The organism is Paenibacillus sp. B46(2026) (assembly GCF_056786355.1).
Genome location: NZ_CM165907.1, coordinates 4,209,182 through 4,234,306, shown reverse-complemented (window position 1 = coordinate 4,234,306; position 25,125 = coordinate 4,209,182). Strand labels below are relative to the sequence as shown.

Below are 25,125 nucleotides of genomic sequence, written 5' to 3'. Positions count from 1 at the left end.
TATGCGTCAGCTGACGGTACAGTTGGAGGAACGCTCATATCCGATTCTGATTGGTAGCGGCCTATTGGCGCAAGCACCTCAATATTTTGAGCAATATGGCTTGACCAAAAAAAGTCCGTTACTCATCATTACAGACGAAAATGTGGCTCCCAAATACTTGTCAGGTTTGGAGCAAACGCTGCGTACGGCTGGTTATACAGTCGTATCGGCAGTTGTCCCCTCTGGTGAAACATCGAAATCCCTTTCGGTGTACCAGGATATGATGACCGTTGCGATCGAAGGCAAACTGGATCGGAGTTCTGCGATTCTGGCCCTGGGTGGGGGTGTCGTAGGTGATCTGGCTGGCTTTGTTGCTGCTACATATATGCGTGGAATTAAGTTTGTTCAAGTACCTACAACGATTTTGGCACATGACAGCAGTGTGGGCGGCAAAGTAGCGGTCAATCATCCGCTAGCCAAAAATATGATCGGTGCATTCCACCAGCCCGAGCTAGTACTCTATGATGTGGACACACTTCAATCCTTGCCGCCACGAGATGTTTCGGCAGGTTTGTCAGAGATGCTGAAGCACGGGCTGATCCGTGATGAGGCTTTTGCATATTGGTGTGAGGAGCATGCGGAAGAGTTGCTTGCGCTTAATCCGGAAGCATTAGGATACGGCTTGGAGCGCGGTTGTGGTATTAAGGCAGAGATTGTATCCAGAGACGAACGTGAAAATGGAGAACGTGCGTTGTTGAACCTGGGACATACGATTGGTCATGCCATTGAAGCGATTGCCGGTTATGGAGAATTCCTGCACGGAGAAGCGATCTCGATCGGTATGGCTGGATCAGCATTGCTTGGTGAGAAGCTTGGTGCGCCAGCAGGGCTCTATGAAGATACGGTCCGCATGTTGCGTTCACTTCGCCTTCCGACAACGATGCCTGCGCATCTGGACACGGATGCATTAATAGAAGCAATGATGCATGACAAAAAGTTCCGTGAAGGTCATATGGTGTTTATCATTCCTGATCGGATTGGGGCTGCAAGAATTGTGAAGGACGTACCTGTGTCGGCAGTTCGGGACGTCATTGAGATGCTCAGGAAGGGAGAATAACAGCAATGGTCACACGGGGAATTCGCGGGGCTACAACAGTCACGCAGAACAACGAAGAACAGATTTTGAAGGAAACGGCTGTATTGTTGCAGGAGATCGTGGATCGCAATGAGATCCAACCGGAAGATATCTGCAGTGTGTGGATTACGTTAACTGGGGATCTGGATGCTGCTTTCCCCGCAAAAGCTATTCGCCAACTGGATGGCTGGGAACTCGTACCACTAATGTGTGCACTGGAGGTTCCTGTTAAAGGTGCCTTGGCGCAGTGCATTCGTTTCATGGTGCATGTGAATACAAACAAAGCTCAAAATGAAATCAACCATGTGTATCTGAACGGTGCACAGGCATTACGTCCGGATTTGGCAGCACCTTCTGGCTCTTAAGTAGTGGGTTGTCAAACCGATCATAATGATGTATAGTGAGAACCAGTTGAGTAGAGTAGAGATTGAGCTGAGAGCAGCTGAGCTAGTGGAGTATATAGCAGAGTCCAGTGGGTGGTAACCGGGGCAACAGAAACCGGTCAACTGATTCACGGTACGTCGTGCTACGGAATAGGTAACAGGAACAGGGAAAACAAACGTGTCATAGGACATCTTTGTTTTGATATATTTTGGTATAAACACAATCAATGCACTCTCCTATATTTTACGAAATATTGGAATGAGTAATTGAAGTGTTATAACTGATATATTTTCCCGAATTAGATGATGTGAGATGCATCAATTCAGCGACCTGTGAATAATCCGACAGCGAAGTATAGGGACTTGTTATTTATGAAGCATCACCCTGTTGAATACAGCTTATAACCAAACCTCTACCTGATGGTAGAGGTTTTTTTGTACATATAACCTTTTCTTCTACCCAAATCTGAAAGGACGTGATCTGATGATAACGCCAAACGTTAATCAAGTACTGAAAATGTCGAATGAGTATAATCTGATTCCGGTAGTCAAACGGATTCTGGCAGATATGGAGACACCGATTCGAATATTCCGCCGTTATGCTGACAACGACCGTGCATTCCTGCTGGAAAGTGTAGAGGGTGGTATTCAATGGGCGAGATACTCGTTCATCGGTACAGATCCGTTCCTGATGATTTCGGCGAAGAAAGGCCGGATTGTTGTAGAAGAAGCAGGGAAGACCCGTGAATTGCCGGGAAAACCGATTGAAGAACTGAAAGCATTGCTGCGTAAGTACCGCAGCCCAAAAGATGATGAACTGCCACCATTCACAGGTGGGGCAATTGGTTTCTTCGGATACGATCTGCTGTCCTATTATGAGAAGCTTCCAGCTCACGCGCTGGATGACCTGAATATGGATGACATTCGCTTTATGTTCTGTGACCAGATTATCGTGTTTGACCATGTGAAGCAGCAAATGCTGTTAGTCGGTAATGTACACGTCAAAGACGGAGCGACGGATGATGAGATACGGCAAGCGTATGAAGTGACTTCGGAGAAGCTGGAGCAGGCCGCAGAGCGTTTGCAGCAGCAAGGACCCGGGGAAAATCTGAATCCGCGTTCCATTCCGGGAGACGTGGAACTGGGGGACATACGCTCCAATCTTACGAAGGAGCAGTTCATTGGCAATGTGGAGCAAGCCAAAGAATACATTCGTGCAGGTGATATTTTTCAAGTGGTATTATCCCAGCGTTTCCACATTGATACGGAAGTTTCTCCGCTTCACGTGTATCGCGTGCTTCGGACGCTAAATCCATCGCCTTACATGTACTATCTCAAGATGGATGATGAGATTATCGTCGGCACCTCGCCGGAGGCACTGGTCAAGGTGGACGGAAATCGTGTGGAGACACGACCAATTGCAGGCACACGTCCTAGGGGGGCAACAGAAGCGGAAGATCGTGCACTTGCTGCTGATCTGCTACAGGATGAGAAAGAACGTGCGGAACATCTGATGCTGGTTGATTTGGGCCGTAACGATCTGGGCCGCGTATCCAGCTTCGGCAGTGTGAAGTGTGACATGTTCATGGAGATTGAACGGTATTCTCACGTTATGCACATGGTGTCCAACGTTACGGGCGAGCTTAGAGATGACAAGGATTTCTTCGATGCATTTCTCTCATGCCTGCCAGCAGGAACCGTATCCGGTGCACCGAAGTTGCGTGCGATGGAGATCATCGCAGAACTGGAGAAAGAGGCACGGGGTGCCTATGCAGGAGCAATCGGATACCTTGGTTTCTCGGGTAACATGGATTCTTGTATTACGATTCGTACGATTATTTTCAAAAAAGGAAAAGCATATGTACAGGCCGGAGCGGGAATCGTGTGGGATTCCGTGCCTGAGAATGAATATGAGGAAACAGTTAACAAAGCCAAAGCGCTGCTTAAGGCGATTCGAACAGCAGAAGCAATGTTTCCTGCCAAAGACAAAGACAGTACGTTGAGACTGGCGAATGCAGATTACTTTGTCACAGCAGCGGCCAATAAGAACTGAGAGAGGAGAGACCGGAGATGAACTTGAACCCAATGATGAATGAAAATGCTGCAACACCCGTAGCTGAGATTACTCGTGAGGAAGGCATGAAGAATGGCTTGGCGAAGATTTTGGAGGGCAGCCATCTGGAGCAAGCCGAAGCAAGAGATTTGATGTACTCGATTATGAGAGGTGAGGCAACGCCGGCTCAAATCGGAGGTTTGCTGATGGCGCTGCGGATGAAGGGGGAAACGGTGGATGAGATCACCGGTTTTGCTGAAGCCATGCGTGGTCAGGGCGGACGAATTCTAACGGATGGCAGCGGCTTGCTGGACACTTGTGGAACAGGTGGATCGGGTATTCACAAATTCAACATTTCCACAGCATCCGCCATCATTGCTTCGGCCGTTTCGGTTCGGGTCGCCAAACATGGCAACCGTTCAGCTTCAGGCAAAGCAGGTAGTGCAGATGTATTAGAGGCACTCGGTGTAAATATCCATCTGAACGGGGAGCAGGCCAGACAATGTCTGGATGATATCGGAATCTGTTTCTGTTTTGCCCAGGTATATCACCCTTCCATGCGACATGCGGCAGGACCAAGAAAAGAGCTGGGTGTTCGTACCATTTTCAATATGCTCGGACCTTTAACGAATCCTGCGGGAGCAGATCGCCAACTGCTTGGCCTGTATGATCGTTCCCGGACGCCGATGATTGCTGAAGTACTGAATCGTCTTGGTCTCAAAAGAGCGTTGGTTGTGGCCAGCCATGATGGTCTGGATGAAATCAGTATCTCGGCACCGACTCAGGTGTCTGAACTTCGGAATGGTGAAGTGCACACCTATGATATTGATCCACGTGATATGGGCTTGTCTCTACATCCGCTTGAAGCGGTGCTTGGAGGAGATGCGGCACAGAATGCCGAAATTATTAAGAGGATCTTCCAGGGTGAGCAGAGTGCCTATCGCGATGTCGTTCTGTTGAACGCCGGAGCGTGCATCTATGTATCCGGTCTTGCAGATAGCATTGCTGAAGGGGTGACACTTGCCGCAGAAGCGGTAGATTCGGGCAAAGCTGCCGGGAAGCTTGAACAGTTAATTCATACAACGGAGGCGTACAGTCATGTATCTTGATCGAATCGTTGCAACCAAACATAAAGAAGTTGAAGTTCTGGCACAGATATTTCGCATGGATGAAGCTATCCAAAAAATTGAACAACTACCCGCGACCCGGGGGTTTGAAAAAGCACTATCGAGCGGACGCAATCGCAAACTTGGCCTTATTGCTGAAGTGAAGAAGGCTTCGCCGTCCAAAGGGTTAATTCGTCCGGATTTTCATCCGGTAGAGATTGCTGCCGCTTATGAGCGAGCGGGTGCTGACTGCATCTCCGTATTAACGGATGTGTCGTATTTTCAAGGTAGCAACGAGTACTTGCAGGCGATTCATCAAGCGGTGAACATTCCGCTATTACGCAAGGATTTTATTATAGATGAACGACAGATTGCCGAGGCAAGATTACTGGGTGCAGATGCAATACTGCTGATTGCCAGCATTCTGACACCTGAACAGATTCGTCAATATCTGGAATTCGCCAAAAGTTTGGGGCTGGATGCCTTGATTGAAGTCCATGATCGAACAGAACTGGAGCAGGTATTGGAGATTCCGCAGGCAACACTAGTGGGCATCAACAATCGTAATTTGAAAACATTCGAAACCAGTCTGAACACGACACTGGATTTGATGGAATTGATTCCAAGTGGCGTTACCTTGATTAGCGAAAGTGGTATTGACGGACCAGAATCAACAGTACCTCTGATCCAGGCCGGTGTTCATGGTATTCTCGTAGGTGAGCATCTCATGCGCAAGGATGATGTCGAGGCGGCTGTATATGATCTGATGGGACCCAAATGATGAATACTTCCATACACGATGGCACAGGCGACAGTATGTCAGAACTGAGAAACCCGCTGCCAACGGCCGTAAAAATATGTGGACTTCAGGACGTTGAAGTGCTAAAATCGATGATAAACTTGCCTGTGGATTACATTGGTGTTGTTTTTGCCAAATCACGCCGCCGAATCGAACCCGAGCAGGCTGCTGCATTAAGAACGCTGTTGTTCGAATGGTCTGCCTATGATCGGCCAAAGCTTGCGGGTGTATTTGTGAATCCTACGCTCGAAGAACTGGAACACATTATGGAGATTGCTCAGCTGGATGTTATTCAACTGCATGGACAGGAGACTGCGGAATTTTGCCAGCAGGTGAAGCAGCGGTGGAATGCGGCAGTGTTCAAAGTTTTTTCTTTTCCCAAAGATGAAACGGGACCGGAAGCTGATGATGCAGCCATAAGGGCTCTTGATACTTACGATAAATTCGTGGATGCGATATTACTTGATACTCATGATCCTCTATATGGTGGGGGCTCCGGGAAAACGTTTGCCTGGGAGCGAATCCCTGCCTATGCTGAATGGGCAAAAAGTCGCGAAATTGCTCTGTTCGTTGCAGGAGGTTTGCAGCCGGACAATGTACAACAACTAATACAGACATATGCACCTTTCGGCGTCGATGTATCCAGCGGCGTGGAGACTGAAGGTGTGAAGGATATTGCCAAAATTACAGCATTCGTAGAAAGGGTGAAGCAGGCATGACACATCAATTGCCGGATCAACACGGGCGTTTCGGTCACTTCGGAGGCCGCTTTGTACCTGAGACACTAATGAACGCACTTATTGAGTTGGAGGAGGCATACAGCCACTTCTCTGAAGATGAGGAATTCAACAAGGAACTGAACTATCTGCTAAGCGAGTATTCTGGACGTGAAACGCCATTGTATCATGCAGAGCAATTGTCACGCCGATTGGGCGGACCGAAAATTTATCTGAAACGTGAAGATCTCAATCATACAGGCGCGCACAAAATCAATAACGCCATTGGACAAGGTTTGCTTGCCAAACGGATGGGCAAAAAGAAAGTTATTGCCGAAACGGGTGCAGGTCAACATGGCGTTGCAACGGCAACCGTAGCCGCATTACTTGGACTGGAATGCAAAGTATTTATGGGTGAAGAAGATACAGAGCGTCAGCAGTTAAACGTATTTCGGATGAAGCTGCTCGGAGCAGAAGTGATTCCGGTGACGTCCGGAACACGGACACTGAAGGATGCTGGTAATGAAGCTCTTCGCTACTGGGTCAGCAATGTAGAGGATACATTCTACGTGCTGGGATCAGTGGTTGGTCCTCATCCATATCCGATGATGGTGCGGAATTTCCAACGTGTGATTGGTGATGAGACCCGTCGTCAGATTCAGGAGATCGAAGGACGTTTGCCGGATGTAATTGTAGCAGCTGTTGGTGGAGGAAGTAATGCGATCGGTATGTTCTATCCATTTATCGGTGATCAGGATGTGAAGCTTGTTGGTGTTGAAGCCGCAGGCAAAGGGGTCGAAACCGAGTATCACGCTGCAACGATGACCAAAGGTACGCATGGTGTATTCCAGGGATCTATGAGTTACCTGTTGCAGGATGAGTATGGACAGGTTCAGCCAGCGCATTCCATCTCGGCCGGGCTTGATTATCCGGGTGTTGGTCCGGAGCATTCCTATCTCAAGGATATTGAACGGGCAAAATATGTACCGATCACGGATCAGGAAGCACTGGATGCCCTGCAACTCCTATGTCGGACGGAAGGAATCATTCCTGCTCTGGAGTCTGCACATGCGGTAGCCCAAGTCGTCAAACTGGCGCCTGAACTTACAGCAGATGATATTGTAGTCATTTGTCTGTCGGGACGTGGAGACAAGGACGTTGAATCGATCATGAAATACACGGGAGGTGACTTGGGATGAATCTGATGGACCAGACCTTCCAGCAGTTGAAGGAACAGAATCGTACGGCACTTATTCCATTCTTAACCGTGGGAGACCCGGATGTGGATACAACGATTGATATCATCAAGGAGCTTGAACAGGCTGGAGCGGATATCTTGGAACTGGGTGTTCCCTATTCCGATCCGCTTGCAGATGGCCCAGTCATTCAGCGTGCTTCCGAACGTGCGCTGAAAAGCGAGATTACCATTCGTACTGTTATGGAAACCGCTGCAAAAGCTCGTAATGCAGGTGTGAAACTGCCGTTTGTACTGTTCACCTATTATAATCCGGTATTGCAGACAGGACTGGATGTATTCTTTGATGAATTGGTCAAACACGATATTAGTGGCATGATCATTCCAGACCTGCCGATTGAGGAAGCGGAAGAGATGCGTGAACGCGCAAATCGTGCGGGTGTGCATCTGGTGCCGCTTGTTGCACCTACATCTAATGCCCGGATTGAGCGGATTGTAACGGGAGCGAGTGGCTTTATCTATTGTGTATCATCCCTTGGGGTAACCGGAGAGAGAGCTTCTTTCTTTGATGGCGTAGAGAGCTTCATTGAGACGGTGAAAAGTCTGACAGACCTCCCTGTAGCGGTAGGTTTTGGTATCTCCAGTCATGAGCAGGTGGCACATTTCTCCCGCATCTGCGATGGCGTTGTTGTAGGTAGTGCCATTGTTCGTCAGGTGGAAGATGCGATTCCTCTGCTTGAAAATCCGGATACGCGTGCAGCGGGACTGTTGCAAATTCGCAACTTTGTGGCACAATTAAAGGGATAGGGATGTCCTGAAAGGACATCTTTTGGACACGTGAGTTGCACGCTGATTCGTGTCTAACATTATTTCAATAACAGGAGGCGGTCGGGTTGAAACCGAAATCCCAGATTGTCAATCTGCCTGTGTACCAGCCGGGCAAACCGATTGAAGAAGTGAAACGTGAACTGGGGCTTGAACAAGTCATCAAGCTGGCCTCCAACGAAAACCCGTACGGCAGTTCTCCTGCCGCCCTGGAAGCCATTACGAGAGAAATGACTAATATAAGCATATACCCAGACGGTAGCTCGGTTGAGCTGACTGGAGTTCTTGCCAAGCATCTTGGCGTTGAACGGAACAACTTAATATTTGGTTGTGGTTCCGATGAGATTATTGCTTTGATCACGAGAGCTTTCTTCTTGCCGGGTGACGAGACCATCATGGCAGATCAGACATTTTCCGTATATAAAAGCAATGCAGATATTGAGGGTGCCGTGACCATCGAAGTGCCTCTAAAAGATGGCACGCATGATCTGAGCGCGATGCTCGCGCAAATTAACGACAAAACCAAAGCAGTATGGGTGTGTAATCCCAATAATCCGACAGGTACGATTATCTCCGAGCAGGAACTTACAGCCTTTATGGACCGTGTGCCTGCACATGTGATGGTCATACTGGACGAAGCTTATTATGAATTCGTAACCGATGAAGCATATCCGCAAAGCGTACCATTGATCGAACGGTATCCGAACTTGGTCATACTGCGGACATTCTCCAAAATTTACGGTTTGGCTTCGCTCCGGATCGGGTACGGCATTGCACGTCCCGAAATTATTGATTTGATTAACCGTGTACGTGAACCGTTTAACACCTCCCGTTTTGGACAGGTTGCGGCAACCGCCGCACTACTGGATCAGGATTTTGTTCAAGAGTGCTCGAAGCGGAATGCAACGGATCGGGATTACCTGCAAAATGAATTTACACGGTTGGGATTGTCGTATTTCCCTTCACAGGGTAATTTCATTATGGTTGATCTGGGTATGCCTTCAGCAATTGCGTTCCAAGCCTTGCTCAAACAAGGCATTATCGTTCGCCCAGGATTCCACGTATACCCAACTTACATTCGTGTGTCCGTTGGAACATCAGAACAGAACCGTGCATTTGTCACGGCACTGGAGAACACGCTGGCTGAGAAGGCGGTAGCACGCCCTTAATACTGGCGATGAAAGAGTGAGGACCCATGAAACTAAAAATTGCAATGATTGGTGTAGGACTCATCGGCGGTTCACTTGCGCTCTGCTTCAAAGGCAAGCCAGATGTAACCGTGATGGGCTACGCCCACTTGGATGAACTGAAGGACAAGTACATAGCGAGCGGTGTAGTGGATGATGCTACGCTCTCTCTGGAAGAAGCGGTAGAGGATGCCGACTTTATTTTTTTGTGCGTTCCCGTAGGTTTGCTTGAATCCTATTTCGAAAAGCTCTCCAAGCTGCCATTGAAAAAAGGATGTATCATCACGGACGTAGGAAGCACTAAAGCTTCCATTGCCGCTTGTGCCGAGCATGTGCGGTTGACTGACGCTTACTTCATTGGTGGTCATCCTATGGCTGGGTCGGAGCGTGCAGGCGTAGATGCGGCCTCGGCTGTGTTGTTTGAGAATGCATACTATGTCTTAACCCCTTCAGAACATGTACCTGAGGAAGCCTACAGCAGGCTGTCTGAGCTGCTTGCATATACGCGGGCACAGATCGTGCGTGTGGAGCCTCTGCTGCACGATGATATCGTGGGGGCGATTAGTCATCTGCCACATGTTATTGCTGTTGCGCTGGTGAATCAGGTGCGTGAATATAATGAGTCGAATCCACTGTATAAAATGCTGGCTGCAGGGGGGTTCCGGGATATTACCCGGATTGCGTCCAGTGATGCGATTGTGTGGAGAGATATCTTGCTTAGCAACCGTGATGTACTGCTGGGCTTGCTTAAGGACTGGAATAGCCAGATGACGGCCTTTACGGATATGCTGGAGCATAAGAACGGTGAAGGCATAGAGGAAGCATTCCGTCAGGCCCGTGAGTTCCGCAGTGTATTGCCCGAACGACGCAAAGGCATGATTTCGCCGTTATTTGATCTGTACACCGATGTCCAGGATGCACCGGGTATGATTGGTAAGATTGCAACTGAGCTTGGGGCAAATGACATCAACCTGAGCAACTTGGAGATTATCGAAAACCGGGTGGATGTGCCGGGCATTATGCGTCTGTCTTTCCGTCAGGAAGAAGATATGGAACGAGCCAAGACGTTATTGGATTCCTTAGGCTATCAAGTGTGGATATAAGACGAGAAAGAGGGCGAAAGCCCTCCTTTTTGTGAGGTTATATTGGAGTATGTTATTTGATTTTCAGTCACGAAAAAAAGGATGTATTATCCTGAATTACCGAAAGATATAATTAATTCAAACAATTTTACTGAAAGTGTTGACAAAATGAAAACGTATACATATAATAAGGGTACAGTATGGTTTCTCTCCACTCCTATCCAATAACTGTATTGCTCCACGTGAGCAATGGCCGCTTATGTAAGCGGTCTTTTTTTTGTCTTAAAAAGATATTTGAAAGATATTTATATGTTAAGATTTACACTTCTTGTTACATCCTCTATTTACATCACTCTGCTTCATCTGTAAGGATACCTTAGATCAAAAAAATATCACATTTTTGTAACCTTTTCAGAATTTCGTTCGTCTATATAAGCAAGGCTTACCAAAAAGGCTCAAAATGAAGTCATGAACGTGAAAATCACTGCATATGAATGACGGGTCGGGTACTGTAGATAGCAATGGATTTGCCAGGATGATGCAGACCGTTGTACAATAAATACTGTTAATGTAGAAACGTTGGGGAAATTGCCATTACATAGGGGAATTTGGCGGGAAGGCCAGTTATGGCGCTGAACGCTGTTTATATGCGGTGAGAACCGCAACTTTTTTGTGCCTGTTCGGTAATACATGGATAGAGTCGAACGGGGAGATGCACATGGATGGGCGAGGAGGGGTCGCACTCAAATGACGGATTCCCAGTTGATTCGAGAGATCAAGGAAGGTAACCTGGAGTTATATTCCGAGCTGATGAGTCGTTATCAGCGTAAAATACTGGCTTTCGTATATCATATGTTGAAAAGTTCCAATATGGAGCTGCTTGCGGAAGATCTCTGTTCTGAGACTTTCTATAAGGCATTCCGCAGTCTGCACTCTTTCCGTGAGGTGGATGCCTCATTCTCAACCTGGTTATATACCATTGCGAGAAATACGGTACTGAGTGAGCTTCGCAAACAGCGCAGCGGAAATGTCCCACTTGAAGAGAGCGGGATTGTGCCCGTTGCTCCTTCGGAGAATGCACCGGAGTATGCTGTACTACGCAGCGAGCGGGTGATGCTGGTTAGGGATGCGATTAACAATTTACCGGAGAAGCAGCGTTCTGCGATTATACTCCGCGAGTATGATCAACTAGACTACCAAGAGATTGCGAATATTCTTGGGCAGAGCGTCAGTTCTGTGAAATCGCTATTATTCAGAGCAAGATCAAGCGTGAAAACTCAATTGGAACCTTATTTCTTCGAACCGGTGTACGAGCCATATGAAGGGATGAAGAACCGATGAATTGCAATGAAGCCCAGGAACTGTTTGCACTGGTCTGGGACTTGCCGGAAACTCATCCTCAGCGGATTGCATTTCATGCTCATCTCGCTGGTTGTGAAGAGTGCTCCGAGCAGTTTGAGGTCTGGGAAGAAGCCCAGATCTTGCTGCACAGCATTCCGGTTCCAGTGACAGAACAACAGGCAGAGAGAGTAAACCGTAACGTTATGGACCGGATCTACGCGGAGTCTCCATGGCTACTGCCGGAAGAGGCAAAGGTTAATCGTTTCTCTGCTGTGATTCGCAAGCATATGTCTTTGTGGATTGCCGCGTTCCTGGCTATTTTTTTATGCAGCTTTCTGTACATGGCAATGTTTAAGCCAGGTGTATCAGAAGCTGAGCAAACCAAGGTTGTTGCTACGGGTATTCTGGAGACAGGGGTTGCCGGAAGCGGACCATCGTCCTCTGGAATGTATCAGTACAACATGACTGGAGCGGACAGAGGAAGCATCATTGAACCTTTTGTAGTGAGCATGGGACCTGCTTATCCTCAGTATTGGATGGCCCTGTCATTACTTGCAATAGGAATGGCGTTATTTTCTCTTGGACGTATGCATCGAACAACGAATAAACGTAAACAAGGTGCGCGTGCATAGGTAATAACCTTTCGTTCGCCGTGTGGAGAAATGAGGGATGTAAGTGCGAATCGGGCTTATTCGTCACGGTCTTACAGACTGGAATGCGGCGGGCCGTATACAGGGGCAGACGGATATACCTCTGAATGGGGAAGGTCGTGAACAGGCAGAGCGCCTGGGAAGACGTCTGTTGACGGAAGAATACCAGTGGGACTATATCATCACAAGTGGATTATCGCGGGCACAGGAAACAGGGGAGATTATCTCCAAACTGTTGAATGTACCTTTGCTTGAGCCGGACGCACGGTTGAAAGAAAGGGCTTTTGGTCAGATTGAAGGACTGACTTCAGAGGAGCGGGTTGCCCGGTGGGGCCAAGCTTGGGAGACGCTTGATTTGGGACAGGAGCAGATTGCAGATATCCAGATTCGTGCACTGGCATTTCTGGAAGATCTATGGTCTGCCTATCCGGATCAAAACGTGCTTATAGTCACTCATGGAGCTTTTCTGGCCAACCTGTTAACGGCCTTGTATAAAGATCGGTATACAGAACGGATTGGAAACCTGTCACTAACGATCCTGGAGAAGGAACGTGATGACTGGAGTCCGCTGTTATATAATTGCACACGACATCTGTCTCTAGACACAGCGAAACAACCTGAGTAATCCAACTTGGGTTGTTTTTTTGCGTTCTATGGGGAAAGAAAGGCTTTATATGATTTCAAACCTCTCATTTTTCTTCTGATTAACCAACTTGAGGCATAGTATGGTTTTAAAACATAAAAGATTTCCAAAAAGAGGTTTAGATTGTGGGAATTCCGTCAACGATGTTTACAAAACCAAACTATTTCAGGCCCCGAATCAGCAGCCGAAGTAGTTAACGGGCGAGGCGATGGACCCATGAATCTAGCGGATATGCTTACTTTTGCCGATATTGGCCAGCTTAATCGAATAGCAGACTATTACCAATGTGAATGCAAGCCCAACTCCAAACATGAACTCATCCAGAGTATTCTCACCACATTGGGCAGCAGACCCTTTTTTGAGCAGCAGGTACGTCAACTGAATCAAGCAGATCAGCGCTTTTTGAACAACTTGTTGTTTGATCCTCGCCAGTACTATGGTATGGAAGAACTCGTTGCCATAGCTCGTCAATCGATGGATAAAAAGGAGAGTGAGGCTGGAGCAAGTCCACGTGATCTTATCGTCCGTTTCAATAAAAGTGGATGGTTGTTCAATGGGACGACGCAGCAGACCAGATATCTGTACCAGGTACCTCAGGATCTGAAATTAAGATTCAGGGATGTCTTATCCACTCATTTGCGAACAGGGATTACGAAAACAACGGAACCACCCATGTATCGGGATGAGTATCATCTCTTGGCGGACGATCTCAAGTTGTTCCTGCAGTTTGTTCAGCAGCATGAAATTGCCCTTAACGCTGAAGGCATGATGTATCGCCGCTCTCAACAGCAGATTATGGAGCATCTGCACATCAGCGAGGAATTGGTAGGCAAGGCCGGTTGGAGATTCGGATATGGCCGTTCGTTCAAGGATTATCCGGATCGTTTTGCCTTACTCTACGACTATGCATTTCACCATCGGCTGGTTCGAGAAGAGCAAGGCACACTGAGGTTATCGCCAGCTGGAGAAGACAAGCTGGGGGCTGAGAAAACAGCTGAAATGATACAGCTATTTAAGTTTTGGTTAAGATTGTATAAAGGCGCTATTCCCAATCTGTCCTCTATTGTGTATTGGACAGGCGAATGTGCATCTGAATGGTCAACCGCCGAGTCGCTATTTCGGCAGATCGGTCCATTCATTCAGCCGTTCTATTATGATACGGCAGAGGCCATATATGATAACAGAATTATTAAAATGATGTTACATCTGGGCATGGTCCGTATTGGGGAACACGAAGAAGGCCGGACTGTTCAGATGACAGCTTGGGGTACACGGCTTGCTGTATCCTGTCGCTCCATCTCAGGAGACACGACACCCATTATGTTTGACAAGTGAAGGACAAGTTGCTAAAATCACTCCCAAATTAAGGAGTGATATGAATGATAATTCCATACAAAGGTCTACAACCTCAGTTACACCCTTCGGTATACATAGCTGAAGGTGCAAAACTGATCGGTGATTTGAGAATGGGAGAAGAGTCTTCCGTCTGGTTCAATGCAGTCCTGCGGGCTGATTTGGCTCCTATAATCATTGGAAAGCGCTGTAATATTCAAGATAATGCTGTTGGGCATGTCAACACAGATCAACCTTTGATTGTGGGAGACGATGTTTCGGTAGGACACTCAGCGATCATTCATGGTTGTCGTATTGGAACAGGATCATTGATAGGCATGGGAGCCATTCTGCTGAATGGAGCCGACATTGGTGAATATACGCTGATTGGGGCAGGTTCTGTAGTTACTGAAAATAGTAAAATTCCGCCCTATACTCTTGCTTTGGGGACACCTGCCAAAGTGATACGTGAGCTGACTGATGCTGATCTGGAGCGGATGTCTAGAACTTCACTGGGTTATGTTACCAAAGGAAAAGAATATAGGAGCTCTTAAATCCGTTTTGGAGGTGCATCCTATTGGATAAAATGAAAGTTACGTATGAAGTCATGTTGGGGCTAGCAGCTGAGATGGTGTGGGACGAAGCGCTTCGCAAACAGCGCAGCGAGAAGCTCTATTTGGAAATCGATAAAGCGTTAGCTACCGGAGACGAAGTAGCTTTCCGGAGTCTGACGGATGAACTGAGGACCATAAACTGATGAGCTAAATACATCTTTTCTGAGATAAAAGGGAATGCGCAGATGCGTGTTCCCTTTTTTGATATGTGTAATTCCAAAATGATTGTCTGGATTTATAAGAAATGCTCATATATAATATGGGAATAAAATGGATAGAAAGGGGATATAGGGAATTGAAATTCAGTGAGATGACTCAAGACAGCTGGGCTGAACTGCAACTCTATCTGGATACATGCCTTATTCCATACACAGCTCTTAGCGGTGAGCAGTCGCCAGTTGAAGCTACCGAGGCACTGGAGCGGCTGAGAGATTTTTTGGATATGGTCGAAATTCCTTTCAAAGGGAGAATCATGACTTATCCAGCCTTTCATTATGCTAATTCGGAAATGTCAATGACATTAAATTCCTTGTCCGCCCAGCTTAAATCTTCAGGATTCAAATATGTGGTTATTATGTCATCTGATGGTCAGTTTGAGGATGTGGAAATTCCATCTGCAGATTTGGTTTTGAGCCGGTTAACATTAACTCGTGAGATCGGAGAAGAGGGGATTGCGAGATATGTCGGGGAGAAAATACGAGAGTTGTGGAAAAAGTGAGTTTTATGTGACAAATGTGACAATTTTACAACAGTTTTTTAATAACGCTTACAATTGAACCTTAAAAATGTGTGACAAATTCTTGACGGTGTTCTAGGGCTACTATATGATTATGTATGTTCTAGTAAGTCGTGGAATTTATGAAAATGAAAACGTTTGAGAGAGTTGGCTGAAAAAGGGGGTTGGAGACAGTATGAGCAGTGAGCATGACCACCACGAAGCTTCATTGAAATTGCCAAGCCGCATGGAGATGTCACGCAGGCAGTTTTTGACGTACACGCTTGGTGGAGCTACAGCCTACATGGCCGCCGGTGCAATCCTTCCCATGGTCCGTTTTGCGGTGGACCCGATTTTGCAACATAAGGGAGAAGGCACCTCTGTCAAAGTAGCTGAAATCAGCAAAATTACGAATGAGCCTCAAGAATTCACCTTTGAACTTAAACAACAGGATGGTTGGTATCTGAGTAATGCATCGTTAGTGGCTTGGATTCGCAAAGACGAGCAGGGTAAAATTTATGCACTCTCACCTATCTGTAAACATCTGGGATGTACAGTAGGCTGGAATAGTGACAAAAGTTATCCTGACGAGTATCATTGCCCCTGCCATGGCGCGCACTATGACAAGGAAGGGAAGAATCTTGCCGTAGCCCCCAAACCGCTGGATGAGTACGTAGTTAAGGAAGAGCAGGGTTGGGTATATCTGGGCGACATTGTTCCGAACACCCGAGTGAATTAGGAGGCGTGAACGCAGATGTTTAAAAATGTCTATGACTGGATTGACGAGCGTCTCGATATCACGCCAATCTGGCGGGACGTTGCGGATCATGAAGTTCCAGAGCATGTAAATCCGGCTCATCACTTTTCCGCATTCGTGTACTGCTTTGGTGGATTGACGTTCTTTATTACTGTTATTCAGATTCTGTCAGGCATGTTCCTGACCATGTATTACGTACCTGATATTATCAATGCCTACGCAAGTGTGGAGTATCTGCAGACCAAAGTAGCCTTCGGCCAAATTGTTCGCGGCATGCATCACTGGGGAGCCAGTCTGGTTATCGTAATGATGTTCTTACATACGATGCGTGTGTTCTTTACAGGCTCTTACAAGGCACCGCGAGAAATGAACTGGGTTGTCGGCATGCTGATCTTTTTCGTCATGTTGGGCCTGGGGCTCACAGGGTACTTGCTACCATGGGATAACAAAGCCTATTTTGCAACAAAAGTAACACTGGAGATTGCCAACACGGTTCCTTGGCTGGGACCAATTATCAAAGAATTCCTGCAAGGCGGTACGATTGTTGGTGCACAGACACTAACCCGATTCTTTGCCCTGCACGTATTCTTCCTCCCCGCTGTGCTTCTGGTGCTTCTGGTCGGACACTTTATCATGATCCGCAGACAGGGCATTTCGGGACCGCTATAAACTGAGAAGGGAGGAATCGCAATGGCTCACGGACATAAGAAGGATGATGAGGAAAAGGTTATCTTTGTCGGTGATTCACGCGTCCGTAAAGGGGCGGGATTTATTACCCCTCCTGATTACACGGCGTATCCCGGCAAATCAGAAGCCTTTATTCCCAACTTCCTGCTGAAAGAATGGATGGTTGGTGTCGTTGTATTGGTAGGGATTTTGGTTCTCACGATCTCAGAACCTGCACCTTTGGGATATCCGGCCAATCCGAGCGCATCCGTTATTCCCATGCCGGACTGGTACTTCCTTTTTCTGTATCAGTATTTGAAGTATCCATACGCATCAGGCGATTACGTCCTGCTCGGGGTACTGGGAGTCAGTGGAGTCGCTTTCGGAGCTTTACTGCTTGCACCGTTCCTGGACACAGGCAAGGAGCGACGTTTCTATAAACGTCCCATTGCTTCATCGTTGATGATCCTATCGGTCATTTCAGTATTTTACCTGACGAACGTAGCGTGGACTCATTACGAGCATGAGTTGGAAGCAAGTGGACAGAAGCCTGAACATATTCAACGTGAAGAAGAAGCGTTGGAGAAACATGAGGCGGGACTGCCCACTTCGAATGCACCAGGGCAGCAACAGGAAGTTGCGATCGTCGACAAAGACGACTCGGCAATGGAAACGTATAAAAAGGCCGGTTGTATTAGTTGCCATGCGGTTGATATGAAGGGAGCTGGCTCAGTACCAGCACTTCGAGCTGTAGGTGACAAACATAGCCAGGAAGAGATTCTGACCATTATCAAAGAAGGCTATAACAATATGCAGCCTCAGTACGATAAGGCTATTGCTCAAGGCGTCACGGATGAAGAAATTAATCATCTGGCCGAATGGCTTGCGAAACAGAAAGCAGAACAGTAAAATCGAAATAACCAATGAAACCTGATCGTTTATGCGGTCAGGTTTTTTTGAAGTGTTTTTTGGACAGCACTGTATCGTGCATAACATGTGAAGAAGGAAGGGGCAGGAAGAGTGGCTTTATCGTTTTTCTGGAGTAGGGAATTTCTAACGAATCGTTATTTCCTGTGGCTTTTGTTTTGGTGTAATGCGGTAGGAACGGTATACGGTTACATCTGGTACGGTGATCAAATGAAAATGACGCTGGCCGAGCAGCCAGTGTGGCAGATCGTATTTGTGCCGGATAGCCCAACGGCGAGTTTGTTTTTTACCTTAGCGTTGCTATGGATTCTGTACCCACCAAGGTCCATCCTTATTAAAAGGATCGGACATGTGATTCAGGCGCTTGCTGTGGTCACATCTGTGAAATATGGCGTGTGGGCCGTATCCATTATTTTCGCTGGCTGGATGCAAGGCGGTACACAGCACTGGCAAGACTGGATGTTGATTGCTTCGCATAGTGCGATGGCAATTGAAGCTCTTATATATGTGCGGTTTTTCGGTTTCCGCTGGGTAGCCCTTGTCGTTGCAGGTCTCTGGACGCTGTTGAACGATACGATGGATTATACATATGATATTTACCCTTGGTTACCCGCCTCCCTCTACGATCATGTAGATGGTGTGCGTAATTTCACTTTCGGGCTGACGCTGGTGAGTATTCTGTGTGCCTGGCTTGCGTTGAGACAAGCGAAACGAACCTGATATCCGATCTTTAGCTTGTTCTAAGGAACTGCCCATCGCCATACATTGATGGTGGGAGGGATGTCCATGAAGAGAACGTTCAGGGTCAAAACTGGCTTATTGGTGGTATCGTTCATGGCTCTGCTGCTCTGGACGAACTTAGCATATCGTGTATCCGCGCAAAGTGAAGGATTGAATTCGAATTCAGATCAGCAAGTGTCCACAAGCAATTCAATTGCACAACTGAATGAGGAAGCAGCCATATTGTACCGTCAGGCGCTCGAGAACAATATTGAAGAAGTGCGAGGAAGCATTCTGCGTATCAGTAAAAGTCTGGAGCATATCTCCTTTGAGGGACAAACGACAGTTGAGGGCATTCACGCCTTGTCCGAAACCATAGTTGAAGTGAAACAAGCCGTTGTGAAGGTGAAAAATGACGATGCTTCTCTTCAGCAGTCCTCTGCCAAACTCAGACTTGCAGCAGATAGTCTCGCGAATCCAACCAAGCCTTTATGGTTGCAGTATTATAAAATCGTGAAAAACGATCTGGACGCTTTATCCGCTGCTACAAATCAGGAGCATACTGCGGCCGTACTGGCTAACCGCTACGCCGTTCTGGAGGAGCACTATGAGACGATTCGTCCTGCCGCAATGATTCGCCGTGAACCGTATGAGATTGCTCAAATGGACGCCTGGTTATCTCATACCAAGGGGCTTACCACTGCAAAGCAACCAGATTTGGCTCAGTTAAAAAGCATGGTTGGCCATGGGGAGGAACTGGTGAACCAGTTATTTGGTCGGGAGAAGGATGAGAGTGCCTTTGTACCGTTTGTACAGGGCCCTGATCGCAGGGCAGCCGGGTTGCTCATTAGTTCGGTCATTGTGGCGACGCTAAGTTACGCCGGGTATCGTAAATATCGTGCACAGCAGCAGGGTATTTTTCCTTTTCGGCGTTAATAGGATATGAACCTGATCTTCGTATACTAAAAAAGACCTCTTTTCACATAAACAGCCACTATAACGGCTCTTCATGCGAAAAGAGGTTTTCTTGTAGTTTCTGTATAGTACATCAACTTTCTTTGAAACCTTCGCCATGTACATCGTGAACATCGCTGATGATGACAAAAGCTCTGGGGTCAATGGAACGTACAATCGTCTGCAATCGCCTGAACTCTTGCCTGGAAATAACACAGTAGGCCATGTGTTTGGCCTGTTTAGAGTATGCGCCAATGGCTGGAATGAGGGTAACACCACGATCCATCTCCCGTGTGATCTGATCCGCAATCTCGGGTGCATGGTCACTGATGATCATAAATGCCCGGGCAGAATACGCACCTTCCTGAATAAAGTCGATAACTTTGGAGGCGATAAATACTGCTACGAGTGTGTACAGAATTTTTTCTTTGGGGATGTAGATGAGAGAGAGCCCGATAATGACGAAATCAATGCCCAGTAATACTCGCCCCATACTCCATCCATACTTTCGGTTGAGAATACGAGCAATGATGTCTGAGCCACCCGTCGTTCCTCCCCAACGGAATACAATGCCAAGACCCGCTCCAAGGGTAACACCTGCATACAGGGCTGCGAGCAGGAGATCATTCTCGGTATGTAATGGTTCAATCCAGCCCAGATGAATCAACTTCTCGAACAACCACAGAAAAACGGTCAATGCCCCAATCCCGATACCGGTATAGATCATCTGTCTGCCGCCCAAAATTTTGAGCCCGATCAGAAATAAAGGAACATTTAGAATCAGAGTTGTAAGTGAAGGTGAAATGCCGAAGGCATAATTGATCAGCACCGTAACCCCGGTGAGACCACCTTCCATAAGCTGGTTGGGGATAATGAAATAGAGGAGCCCGAAGGCATACAAGGCTGTACCCAGCAGGATGGGCAGAACCAGTTTGACTTGAACCCAGGTTTTAGCAGTGCTCATAAGATCCCTCACTGTAGATGAATTAGAATGAGAAGCAGTCATTCCATCCTAGTATACCTGTTTATTGATTCTTTAAAAATGATTTGTCGCTGATGATGGTGGAAGTGAATCTAAATAACTGATATTATTAGGAACAAATACGACATCATTTCAAAAGGAGAATCCGTTCTCATGGAGAAAAGCATCGCAGAAATGCAGCGTGAGGTTGATCAGTATATCTCCCAGTTCAAGGAGGGATATTTCAGTCCTCTGGCCATGTTGGCCCGGATGTCTGAAGAGGTTGGAGAGCTTGCCAGGGAAGTGAATCACGAGTTCGGTGAGAAGCCGAAGAAGTCTTCCGAAGCCGCCAATTCCATTGAACTTGAGCTCGGAGATATTTTATTTATCACGATTTGTTTTGCCAACTCGCTGGGTATTGATCTGGCTGAGGCGCACGATAAAGTCATGCATAAATTTAACACCCGCGATGCCAATCGGTGGACTCCCAAAAACACCGATTAGGCGTAGATTACATATGCTGTACCATCACCCGATCGGGGAGGGTCAGCTTAATGATGAAACCGGAAGAATATATGCAGCAGGCTTACCGCTGTATATTGCAAAATGATTTTGAGCAGGCCATTCGTTGGTTTGAATCAGCCATTCATGCTCATCCGCAGCATGCGGAGTTATATTATCGCTGTTCCATTACGCACGCCCGCAGCAAGCATCTCGTTCCGGCGCTTGAATATGCGCGCAAGGCGGTTGAATTGTCGGCAGGAACAGAAGAATATATTTTGCATCTGCAGACATTGGAAGCAAAACAACTGACCTCCAGAGCCAAGCTGTTGTTGGAGCAGGCGGGTATTGCAACACAGGAGCGCTATGTGGAAGCGTCTACGCTTCTGCAAGAAGCGGTAAGGCTTGATCCGCTTTCAGTAGAAGCACATGTCATGCTTGCACTGGCTTACAGTGACTTAAATGAATTTGATTGTGCAATTCAGGCGTTATGTGAGGCCATTTTGTTGGACCCACAGAACGGACAGCTGCATCAGATGTTACAGGAAATCAAGCAACGTATGAAATCCATTCAATAAGAATTCATTTTGCAAAGATTTCTTTCGAGTTGAAATGGATTCAACGATATGATCCAACATAGCGAGGAGATGCAGTCAATATGAGTGAAGTAATCAGAGTTGCCGTGATCGGAGCGGCTGGCCGAATGGGCCGTGAAGTTGTGAAATTGGTACTTCAGGACCCGGAATTGGAGCTTGCAGCGGCTGTCAACCGCTCCGGAGCAGGCACGGATGCAGGAACCCTTGTTGGTTTGCCAGAGTGTGGGGTGCTGGTGACTGATGATATCGAAATGGCTTTTGCCGAAACAAAACCTCAGGTTATGGTTGATTTTACAGTGCCACAATATGCTTTTACACATACCGAGATCGCGATCCGTCATGGAGTCAGACCTGTCATGGGTGTTACCGGCTTTACGCCGGAGCAGATTGAACAGTTGGACAAGCAATGCCAGGACAAAGGAATTGGAGGGCTTATTGCCCCTAACTTCTCGATCGGTGCCATTCTGATGATGCGATTCGCAGCACAGGCTGCCAAGCATATGCCGAATGTGGAGATTATCGAATATCACGGGGATCAGAAGCTCGATGCTCCTTCCGGAACAGCGATCAAAACTGCCGAACTGATTGCTGCCAATCGGGAAGAACTTCGTCAGGGCAATCCGAATGAGGAAGAAACCATTGAAGGATCACGCGGCGGTTATTACAACGGCTTCCGAATTCACAGTGTACGATTGCCTGGCGTATTTGCGCAGCAGGAAGTTGTTTTCGGAGACTATGGACAGTCACTCAAAATTCGGCATGACTCCTACGAGCGTGCAGGTTATATGCCTGGTGTTAAGATTGGTGTGCAAAAGGTTATGGAATATACAGGAATGATCTACGGATTTGACCACTTTATCGACTAAAGGAGATTGTCATGTTGAAAATAGCATTTATCGCCCATGATCGTAAAAAAGAAGAGATGGTTAACTTCGTGACGGCATATGAGCCTGTTTTTACGGACCATCAATTATATTCTACAGGAACAACAGGCCTTCGTATTATGGAAGGGACATCTCTGAAAATTCATCGATTCGAATCAGGTCCATTGGGTGGAGATCAGCAGATTGGAGCTTTGGTTGCGCAAAATGAGATGGATCTGATTATTTTCCTGCGGGATCCACTGATGGCACAACCTCACGAGCCGGATATCAATGCGTTGCTGCGTCTTTGTGATGTGCAGGGAATTCCACTTGCCACGAATATCGCAACCGCTGAGATTCTGGTTAAGGCTCTGGATCGTGGCGATTTTGCCTGGAGAGAGCTGGTACATAAATACAAGCCGGAGGCTGGATTGAATTCGGGTGATTCCGAATGAGTCTGGATATTCTCATCTTTGGAGCACATGCGGACGATGCGGAGATTGGTATGGGTGGAACGATTGCCAAACATACCGCTGCCGGCTTGAAAGTAGGCGTGTGTGATCTGACTCGTGCTGATATGTCCTCCAATGGAACAGTAGAGCGCAGAACCGAGGAAGCGGAGCAAGCCTCCCGCGTCCTCGGTCTTTCGTGTCGAACGAATCTGGGGCTTCCTGATCGTGGCTTGTATCTTACTCCTGAACATGTACAGGCGGTGACGGCTGAGATACGGCGTCATGCCCCTCGGATGGTGTTTGCTCCCTATTGGGAAGATCGTCATCCGGATCATGTCAATTGCAGTAAGCTTGTGCAGGAGGCTGTATTTAACGCCAAGCTTCGGAACTACATGCCGGACATGCCTGCCGTGCAGGTGAAGGAACTTTATTTTTACTTTATTAATGACATTGGACCTACGGATTTGATTGTAGATATTACGGAACACTATGAGCAAAAAGAAACATCATTACTCTCTTATCGTTCCCAATTCGAACTGGGAGACGGAGCGGTCTCGACACCATTGAATCAAGGGTATATTGAACGTGTAAGAGCCCGTGATTCCTTGCTCGGACAACGCAGTCTCATCCCGTTTGCAGAAGGTTTTGCTACAATTACACCTTACGTGGTTCAACAATTTGTCACAGCTGCCCAATAAATGATTTTACATTGTACGAGTTAATGAACGAAGGATTTCATTATTCCGTTGCATTATATCAACCTGCATGAAGCGGGAGATCAAAGGAGCGTCCACCGGATGGATAAAAAGCTAAAAATCGGCATCACCTGTTATCCGTCCCTCGGCGGGTCTGGCGTTGTCGCAACGGAGCTGGGCAAATTACTTGCCGAACAGGGGCATCAGGTTCATTTTATTGCCAACAGTATCCCGTTCAGACTGGGTACGTTCCAGAAGAATATTTTTTATCATGAAGTTGAAGTCAATGATTATTATGTTTTCCGTTACCCTCCGTATGACCTGTCACTGGCAACAAAGATGGCTCAGGTGGCTAAGTCACAGCAGCTCGATCTGCTGCATGTTCACTATGCCGTGCCACACGCTGTATGTGCCTTTCTTGCGAAACAAATGGTAGGGGACGGCCTTAAAGTGGTTACGACGTTACATGGAACGGATATTACGGTTCTGGCTCAGGATGAATCTCTGAAGGATCTGATCCGTCTAGCCATTAATGAAAGTGACGCGGTTACTGCCGTATCCCAAGACTTGATTCGAGAAACGGTCGAATTGCTGGATATTCAGCGTCCAATCGATCTAACCTATAATTTTATTGATAAACGAATATATTATCCGCGTGATGCTGCCAGTCTGCGAAGAGACTTCGCTGCGCCCGACGAAAAAATATTAATGCACATCTCCAATTTCCGACCGGTGAAGAGAACTCAGGATGTGGTAGAGGTCTTCCGTCAGGTACAGGAGCAGGTGCCAGCCAAATTGTTATTTGTTGGTGAAGGGCCTGATTTGCCGAAGATGCAGTGGAAAATTAATGATCTCGGCTTGAATGATAAGGTTCATTTCCTTGGCAAACAGGATGACATTGCTCAGGTTATCTCCATGGCAGACGTATTAATGCTTCCATCGGAGAAGGAAAGTTTCGGACTTGTGGCGCTCGAAGCAATGGCTTGTGGTGTACCCACGATCGGTTCACAGGCCGGAGGAATTCCGGAACTGGTCTTACATGGCAAGACGGGTTTCCTATCCGCAATCGGGGATACACAATCCATGGCCGAGAACACCATCCGTTTGTTGACGGATGACCGTTTGGCTGCGGAGTTCAGGGAGGCGTGTCTCCAGCGCGCGCATCATGACTTTTGCAATGACGCCATTCGGCATGAATATGAACAGATTTATTACCGGGTGCTGGGAAGGGAAGTTCCGAATCTGAAGCCGGTTTGCGGGTAATCATTTTGTTTGACG

Annotated in this window: 29 protein-coding genes; 28 read left to right on the top strand and 1 reads right to left on the bottom strand. The window is 47.3% G+C overall.

All coding sequences use genetic code 11. The annotated features are described in order from the left end of the window. The first annotated feature begins 1 nt into the window (after position 1). The 22 genes from aroB (at position 2) to AC1S8V_RS18765 (ending at position 19,761) form a co-directional block, all read left to right on the top strand. The gene (gene aroB, locus AC1S8V_RS18870; RefSeq protein WP_482070312.1) at positions 2–1,096 is read left to right on the top strand and encodes a 3-dehydroquinate synthase; all 1,095 of its coding nucleotides are present in this window, start codon (positions 2–4) and stop codon (positions 1,094–1,096) included. A gap of 5 nt (positions 1,097–1,101) precedes the next feature. Beyond that, positions 1,102–1,479, top strand: a complete 378-nt coding sequence (gene aroH / locus AC1S8V_RS18865; protein ID WP_047843558.1) for a chorismate mutase — start codon at positions 1,102–1,104, stop codon at positions 1,477–1,479. Positions 1,480–1,981: 502 nt separating this feature from the next. After that, a complete protein-coding gene (gene trpE / locus AC1S8V_RS18860) occupies positions 1,982–3,550 on the top strand; it encodes an anthranilate synthase component I (protein WP_482070311.1) in 1,569 nt (522 codons plus the stop codon). A gap of 68 nt (positions 3,551–3,618) precedes the next feature. Then, complete coding sequence (trpD, locus tag AC1S8V_RS18855) at positions 3,619–4,659, top strand: anthranilate phosphoribosyltransferase (RefSeq protein ID WP_091034830.1); 1,041 nt, start codon at positions 3,619–3,621, stop codon at positions 4,657–4,659. Next, complete coding sequence (gene trpC / locus AC1S8V_RS18850) at positions 4,649–5,437, top strand: indole-3-glycerol phosphate synthase TrpC (protein ID WP_482070310.1); 789 nt, start codon at positions 4,649–4,651, stop codon at positions 5,435–5,437. The genes trpD and trpC overlap by 11 nt, the downstream gene beginning before the upstream one ends. Positions 5,438–5,472: 35 nt before the next feature. Further along, positions 5,473–6,174: a phosphoribosylanthranilate isomerase gene (locus AC1S8V_RS18845; protein ID WP_482070309.1), complete on the top strand. Its 702-nt coding sequence runs from the start codon at positions 5,473–5,475 to the stop codon at positions 6,172–6,174. Continuing rightward, on the top strand, positions 6,171–7,370 hold the full coding sequence (gene trpB, locus AC1S8V_RS18840) for a tryptophan synthase subunit beta (RefSeq protein ID WP_017687714.1): 1,200 nt from the start codon (positions 6,171–6,173) through the stop codon (positions 7,368–7,370). Before AC1S8V_RS18845 ends, trpB begins: the two co-directional genes overlap by 4 nt. Then, entirely contained in the window at positions 7,367–8,173 is an 807-nt protein-coding gene (trpA, locus tag AC1S8V_RS18835) for a tryptophan synthase subunit alpha (protein WP_482070308.1), read from the top strand. The genes trpB and trpA overlap by 4 nt, the downstream gene beginning before the upstream one ends. An 86-nt stretch (positions 8,174–8,259) precedes the next feature. After that, positions 8,260–9,360, top strand: coding sequence for a histidinol-phosphate transaminase (hisC, locus tag AC1S8V_RS18830; protein ID WP_482070307.1), 1,101 nt, complete (start codon positions 8,260–8,262; stop codon positions 9,358–9,360). Positions 9,361–9,386: 26 nt separating this feature from the next. Then, positions 9,387–10,481: a prephenate dehydrogenase gene (locus AC1S8V_RS18825; RefSeq protein WP_307410804.1), complete on the top strand. Its 1,095-nt coding sequence runs from the start codon at positions 9,387–9,389 to the stop codon at positions 10,479–10,481. A gap of 726 nt (positions 10,482–11,207) precedes the next feature. Further along, positions 11,208–11,801 carry an RNA polymerase sigma factor gene (locus AC1S8V_RS18820; protein ID WP_062835180.1) on the top strand — a complete coding sequence of 198 codons (594 nt, stop codon included), beginning with the start codon at positions 11,208–11,210 and terminating at the stop codon, positions 11,799–11,801. Continuing rightward, positions 11,798–12,433, top strand: a complete 636-nt coding sequence (locus AC1S8V_RS18815; RefSeq protein ID WP_482070306.1) for an anti-sigma factor family protein — start codon at positions 11,798–11,800, stop codon at positions 12,431–12,433. Before AC1S8V_RS18820 ends, AC1S8V_RS18815 begins: the two co-directional genes overlap by 4 nt. 43 nt (positions 12,434–12,476) lie before the next feature. Continuing rightward, a complete protein-coding gene (locus tag AC1S8V_RS18810) occupies positions 12,477–13,076 on the top strand; it encodes a histidine phosphatase family protein (protein ID WP_482070305.1) in 600 nt (199 codons plus the stop codon). Positions 13,077–13,310: 234 nt separating this feature from the next. Beyond that, positions 13,311–14,429, top strand: coding sequence for a hypothetical protein (locus AC1S8V_RS18805; protein WP_482070304.1), 1,119 nt, complete (start codon positions 13,311–13,313; stop codon positions 14,427–14,429). Positions 14,430–14,473: 44 nt separating this feature from the next. After that, a complete protein-coding gene (locus AC1S8V_RS18800) occupies positions 14,474–14,980 on the top strand; it encodes a gamma carbonic anhydrase family protein (protein ID WP_482070303.1) in 507 nt (168 codons plus the stop codon). A 23-nt stretch (positions 14,981–15,003) separates the two neighbouring features. After that, complete coding sequence (locus AC1S8V_RS18795) at positions 15,004–15,183, top strand: IDEAL domain-containing protein (protein WP_017687723.1); 180 nt, start codon at positions 15,004–15,006, stop codon at positions 15,181–15,183. A 152-nt stretch (positions 15,184–15,335) separates the two neighbouring features. Continuing rightward, a complete protein-coding gene (locus tag AC1S8V_RS18790; RefSeq protein WP_482070302.1) occupies positions 15,336–15,758 on the top strand; it encodes a DUF2487 family protein in 423 nt (140 codons plus the stop codon). A 193-nt stretch (positions 15,759–15,951) separates the two neighbouring features. After that, on the top strand, positions 15,952–16,494 hold the full coding sequence (locus AC1S8V_RS18785) for a QcrA and Rieske domain-containing protein (RefSeq protein ID WP_237174714.1): 543 nt from the start codon (positions 15,952–15,954) through the stop codon (positions 16,492–16,494). A 15-nt stretch (positions 16,495–16,509) separates the two neighbouring features. After that, positions 16,510–17,181 carry a menaquinol-cytochrome c reductase cytochrome b subunit gene (gene qcrB / locus AC1S8V_RS18780; RefSeq protein WP_017687726.1) on the top strand — a complete coding sequence of 224 codons (672 nt, stop codon included), beginning with the start codon at positions 16,510–16,512 and terminating at the stop codon, positions 17,179–17,181. 21 nt (positions 17,182–17,202) lie between these two features. Continuing rightward, complete coding sequence (locus AC1S8V_RS18775; RefSeq protein WP_482070301.1) at positions 17,203–18,087, top strand: c-type cytochrome; 885 nt, start codon at positions 17,203–17,205, stop codon at positions 18,085–18,087. A gap of 111 nt (positions 18,088–18,198) precedes the next feature. Further along, on the top strand, positions 18,199–18,825 hold the full coding sequence (locus AC1S8V_RS18770) for a DUF1405 domain-containing protein (protein ID WP_482070300.1): 627 nt from the start codon (positions 18,199–18,201) through the stop codon (positions 18,823–18,825). A gap of 66 nt (positions 18,826–18,891) precedes the next feature. Continuing rightward, positions 18,892–19,761 (top strand): sporulation protein YpjB, encoded by an 870-nt coding sequence (locus tag AC1S8V_RS18765; RefSeq protein WP_482070299.1) that lies wholly within the window; start codon positions 18,892–18,894, stop codon positions 19,759–19,761. Between the two features lie 112 nt (positions 19,762–19,873). Here the strand turns inward: AC1S8V_RS18765 and AC1S8V_RS18760 are convergent, their stop codons facing one another. Then, positions 19,874–20,743: a YitT family protein gene (locus tag AC1S8V_RS18760; RefSeq protein WP_482070298.1), complete on the bottom strand. Its 870-nt coding sequence runs from the start codon at positions 20,741–20,743 to the stop codon at positions 19,874–19,876. 171 nt (positions 20,744–20,914) lie between these two features. Here AC1S8V_RS18760 and AC1S8V_RS18755 point away from each other — a divergent pair, with 171 nt between their 5' ends. The 6 genes from AC1S8V_RS18755 to bshA all read left to right on the top strand — a co-directional run bounded on the left by AC1S8V_RS18755 (position 20,915) and on the right by bshA (position 25,110). Continuing rightward, positions 20,915–21,244 carry a nucleotide pyrophosphohydrolase gene (locus tag AC1S8V_RS18755; protein ID WP_017687732.1) on the top strand — a complete coding sequence of 110 codons (330 nt, stop codon included), beginning with the start codon at positions 20,915–20,917 and terminating at the stop codon, positions 21,242–21,244. Between the two features lie 50 nt (positions 21,245–21,294). Further along, the gene (locus tag AC1S8V_RS18750; protein ID WP_482070297.1) at positions 21,295–21,819 is read left to right on the top strand and encodes a tetratricopeptide repeat protein; all 525 of its coding nucleotides are present in this window, start codon (positions 21,295–21,297) and stop codon (positions 21,817–21,819) included. An 80-nt stretch (positions 21,820–21,899) separates the two neighbouring features. Next, positions 21,900–22,703 (top strand): 4-hydroxy-tetrahydrodipicolinate reductase, encoded by an 804-nt coding sequence (gene dapB / locus AC1S8V_RS18745; protein WP_017687734.1) that lies wholly within the window; start codon positions 21,900–21,902, stop codon positions 22,701–22,703. 11 nt (positions 22,704–22,714) lie between these two features. Further along, on the top strand, positions 22,715–23,155 hold the full coding sequence (mgsA, locus tag AC1S8V_RS18740; protein ID WP_017687735.1) for a methylglyoxal synthase: 441 nt from the start codon (positions 22,715–22,717) through the stop codon (positions 23,153–23,155). Next, positions 23,152–23,850 carry a bacillithiol biosynthesis deacetylase BshB1 gene (bshB1, locus tag AC1S8V_RS18735; protein WP_482070296.1) on the top strand — a complete coding sequence of 233 codons (699 nt, stop codon included), beginning with the start codon at positions 23,152–23,154 and terminating at the stop codon, positions 23,848–23,850. The genes mgsA and bshB1 overlap by 4 nt, the downstream gene beginning before the upstream one ends. Positions 23,851–23,949: 99 nt before the next feature. Beyond that, positions 23,950–25,110 (top strand): N-acetyl-alpha-D-glucosaminyl L-malate synthase BshA, encoded by a 1,161-nt coding sequence (gene bshA / locus AC1S8V_RS18730; RefSeq protein WP_036607630.1) that lies wholly within the window; start codon positions 23,950–23,952, stop codon positions 25,108–25,110. Positions 25,111–25,125 lie beyond the last annotated feature (15 nt).

Bases quoted from the DNA above. Each gene is read 5' to 3' on its own strand.
- AC1S8V_RS18800 (WP_482070303.1), top strand. From the start codon at position 14,474: ATGATAATTCCATACAAAGGTCTACAACCTCAGTTACACCCTTCGGTA.
- AC1S8V_RS18775 (WP_482070301.1), top strand. From the start codon at position 17,203: ATGGCTCACGGACATAAGAAGGATGATGAGGAAAAGGTTATCTTTGTC.
- AC1S8V_RS18845 (WP_482070309.1), top strand. From the start codon at position 5,473: ATGTCAGAACTGAGAAACCCGCTGCCAACGGCCGTAAAAATATGTGGA.
- trpA (WP_482070308.1), top strand. From the start codon at position 7,367: ATGAATCTGATGGACCAGACCTTCCAGCAGTTGAAGGAACAGAATCGT.
- mgsA (WP_017687735.1), top strand. From the start codon at position 22,715: ATGTTGAAAATAGCATTTATCGCCCATGATCGTAAAAAAGAAGAGATG.
- bshB1 (WP_482070296.1), top strand. From the start codon at position 23,152: ATGAGTCTGGATATTCTCATCTTTGGAGCACATGCGGACGATGCGGAG.
- trpB (WP_017687714.1), top strand. From the start codon at position 6,171: ATGACACATCAATTGCCGGATCAACACGGGCGTTTCGGTCACTTCGGA.
- AC1S8V_RS18755 (WP_017687732.1), top strand. From the start codon at position 20,915: ATGGAGAAAAGCATCGCAGAAATGCAGCGTGAGGTTGATCAGTATATC.
- aroB (WP_482070312.1), top strand. From the start codon at position 2: ATGCGTCAGCTGACGGTACAGTTGGAGGAACGCTCATATCCGATTCTG.
- bshA (WP_036607630.1), top strand. From the start codon at position 23,950: ATGGATAAAAAGCTAAAAATCGGCATCACCTGTTATCCGTCCCTCGGC.
- AC1S8V_RS18825 (WP_307410804.1), top strand. From the start codon at position 9,387: ATGAAACTAAAAATTGCAATGATTGGTGTAGGACTCATCGGCGGTTCA.
- trpC (WP_482070310.1), top strand. From the start codon at position 4,649: ATGTATCTTGATCGAATCGTTGCAACCAAACATAAAGAAGTTGAAGTT.
- AC1S8V_RS18760 (WP_482070298.1), bottom strand. From the start codon at position 20,743: ATGAGCACTGCTAAAACCTGGGTTCAAGTCAAACTGGTTCTGCCCATC.
- AC1S8V_RS18815 (WP_482070306.1), top strand. From the start codon at position 11,798: ATGAATTGCAATGAAGCCCAGGAACTGTTTGCACTGGTCTGGGACTTG.
- AC1S8V_RS18785 (WP_237174714.1), top strand. From the start codon at position 15,952: ATGAGCAGTGAGCATGACCACCACGAAGCTTCATTGAAATTGCCAAGC.
- qcrB (WP_017687726.1), top strand. From the start codon at position 16,510: ATGTTTAAAAATGTCTATGACTGGATTGACGAGCGTCTCGATATCACG.
- trpE (WP_482070311.1), top strand. From the start codon at position 1,982: ATGATAACGCCAAACGTTAATCAAGTACTGAAAATGTCGAATGAGTAT.
- AC1S8V_RS18805 (WP_482070304.1), top strand. From the start codon at position 13,311: ATGAATCTAGCGGATATGCTTACTTTTGCCGATATTGGCCAGCTTAAT.
- AC1S8V_RS18820 (WP_062835180.1), top strand. From the start codon at position 11,208: ATGACGGATTCCCAGTTGATTCGAGAGATCAAGGAAGGTAACCTGGAG.
- aroH (WP_047843558.1), top strand. From the start codon at position 1,102: ATGGTCACACGGGGAATTCGCGGGGCTACAACAGTCACGCAGAACAAC.
- dapB (WP_017687734.1), top strand. From the start codon at position 21,900: ATGAGTGAAGTAATCAGAGTTGCCGTGATCGGAGCGGCTGGCCGAATG.
- AC1S8V_RS18765 (WP_482070299.1), top strand. From the start codon at position 18,892: ATGAAGAGAACGTTCAGGGTCAAAACTGGCTTATTGGTGGTATCGTTC.
- AC1S8V_RS18750 (WP_482070297.1), top strand. From the start codon at position 21,295: ATGATGAAACCGGAAGAATATATGCAGCAGGCTTACCGCTGTATATTG.